The sequence below is a fragment of the Streptomyces sp. MBT53 genome (assembly GCF_016654115.1).
Classification (GTDB): Bacteria; Actinomycetota; Actinomycetes; order Streptomycetales; family Streptomycetaceae; genus Streptomyces.
In genome coordinates this window covers 1-2,322 of record NZ_JAEQAZ010000413.1, presented here as the reverse complement: position 1 = coordinate 2,322, position 2,322 = coordinate 1, and the positions used below count along the sequence as shown (strand labels likewise).

3 protein-coding genes and 1 pseudogene are annotated in these 2,322 nt (G+C 69.9%); all 4 read left to right on the top strand.

The window, feature by feature from the left end:
- Positions 1 to 545, top strand: a 545-nt coding sequence (locus JHN45_RS51705) for an ABC transporter permease (protein ID WP_201056435.1), incomplete at its 5' end; no start/stop codon positions are given.
- 106 nt (positions 546 to 651) lie between these two features.
- Positions 652 to 1,716, top strand: a complete 1,065-nt coding sequence (locus JHN45_RS51700; protein ID WP_201056434.1) for a sugar ABC transporter substrate-binding protein — start codon at positions 652 to 654, stop codon at positions 1,714 to 1,716.
- Position 1,717: 1 nt separating this feature from the next.
- Positions 1,718 to 2,026, top strand: a complete 309-nt coding sequence (locus JHN45_RS54595) for an ATP-binding cassette domain-containing protein (RefSeq protein WP_307783457.1) — start codon at positions 1,718 to 1,720, stop codon at positions 2,024 to 2,026.
- A gap of 50 nt (positions 2,027 to 2,076) precedes the next feature.
- Positions 2,077 to 2,322 (top strand): annotated as a pseudogene (locus JHN45_RS53850) (sugar ABC transporter ATP-binding protein); the annotation flags it as partial.

Below are 2,322 nucleotides of genomic sequence, written 5' to 3'. Positions count from 1 at the left end.
ACGGCAAGCAGATCACCGATCTCCCCCTGAACGACTCGTTCTTCACCTTCGCGGGCGGGGATCCGGGCGGGGTGCCGTTCGCCCTGTGGGTGCTCCTCGCGGTGATCGTTGTGCTGGCGGTCGTGCTGTCCCGGACGCGCTTCGGGGCCCGGGTGCGGGCGATCGGGTCCAACCCCGACGCCGCCGCGTTCAGCGGCATCCCGGTCGTCCGCACCCGTATCCAGGCACTGGCCCTTTCCGGTCTCACCACGGCCTGCGCCGCCGCGCTCGCGCTCGCCTTCTACGGCGCCGGGGATCCGACTCTGGGCCAGGGCTACGAGTTGCAGGCGATCGCCGCGTGCATCATCGGCGGCACTCCGCTGGCCGGGGGCCGCGGCTCGGTGGTCGGTGCGGTGGCCGGGGCGATGATCCTGTCGGTCGTCGCCTCCGGCTTGGTGTTCTTCGAAGTACCCATCAACTGGACGTCGTTCGCGACCGGCGGGGTGATCCTCGTCGCCGTCGCGGCCGACAGCGCGCTGCGCCGCACCGGACGCCGTCGCAGGTGAAGCTTCCCGTGGTCCGCCGAGTCCCCCTGGACCCAAACCCCTCGTTGCTCCAAGCCACCCCCCTCCGCTCCAAGTCCCCCTGTGGTCCAGCCTTTTGGAGGCCGTGATGCACCCCCGTTCACGTACGTGGTCCGCGGCGCTCGGCGCCCTGGTCCTGCTGGCCGCCGCGGGCTGCGGCAGCGGTGACTCCGGCGGCAGCGGCGGCCGGCTGAAGATGGGGATCTCGGTCGCCAACATCTCCCTGAACTTCGCCCACGAGATGGTGCTCGGCGCGGAGAGCGCGGCGAGCCACGCGGGGAAGGTCGACTTCAAGGCCGTAGGACCGCCCAACACGGACGGCCCGGCGGAGGTTCAGCTGTTCCAGAACCTCACCGCGGTCGCCAAGGACGGCATCGTCCTGGAGAACCTCGACCCGCCGATCTTCACCCGGCCCGCCGCCCGCGCCGTCGACCAGGGCATCCCGATCGTCGCCCTGGACACCTCGCCCACCGACGGCAGCAAGGTCGGCTTCTATGTGGGGAACGACAATTACGCGCTCGGCGAGCTGATGGCCAAGGAGGCGCTGAAGCGGCTCGGCACCAATCCCAAGGGCCAGATCGTCATCGGCGTGCCCAACCCTGGGACGCCGGTGCTCGACAACCGGGCCAAGGGCATCTCCGACACGTTCAAGAAGGAGGCGCCAGGCGTCAAGGTCCTGGGACCGTTCCAGACGTACAGCGATCCCGGCCAGAACTACAGCTCCTGGTCGGCGCAGGTGAACGCGCACCCGGACGCGCTCGCCTTCCTCGGCGTCGGTGACGCGGACAGCTACAACCTCGCCAAGATCAAGAAGGCGGAGCACGGCAAGTGGCTGACGGCCGGTTTCGACGTCGACCCGAAGACCCTGGACGCCGTGAAGGACGGCTCCAACTTCGTGACCATCGACCCGCAGCACTTCCTCAAGGGCTACCTGTCGACGGCGATGCTGATCGAGGCCGTACGCGACAAGAAGGGGAAGCTGCCGGACGGTTGGTTCCTGTCCCCCGGCGGGGTCGTCGACTCGTCCAACATCGACGACATCATCGCCCGGCAGAAGTCGGCGCAGGCGGCCTACGACTGGTACAAGCCGACGATCGACAAGCTCCTCGGCGACCAGGCGGCCAACCTCAAGCCGCTGAAGGACGCCCGCTGACATGGTCCACGACGACATCCTCGTGGCGGAGGAACTGGTCAAGTCCTACGGCGGGGTACGGGCGTTGGACGGTGCGTCGATCCGGCTGCGCGGCGGCGAGGTGCACGCGCTGGTCGGTGAGAACGGCGCCGGGAAGTCCACGCTGGTGCGCATCCTGTCGGGGACGCTGGGCGCGGACGGCGGGACGGTGCGGTCGGCCAAGGACACCCGGATCGCCGTCGTCTCCCAGGAGTTGAGCCTCTTCACGAGCCCACGTCGGCACTCCCGGCCACCGCCGTCGACCGCCTCGAACGCGTCCTGCGCACGCTGACCGACCGGGGCATCGCCGTCCTGTACGTCTCCCACTTCCTGGACGAGGTGATGCGCTTCGCGCGGCGGGTGACGGTCCTGCGGGACGGGCGGGTCGTCCTGGCGGGCGTGGAGCGGGCCGAAGTGGACGTACCGGAGCTGGTGTCGGCGATGCTGGGCGGCCGACCGGAGCAACCGCCGCGCAGGGAAAGGTCGTTGGTGGACCGGCCGCCGCCCGTGGTGCTCTCCGGAGTGACCGTGCCCGGGCGGCTGACCGACGTGACGTTCACCGTGCGGGCGGGTGAGGTGGTCGGGGTC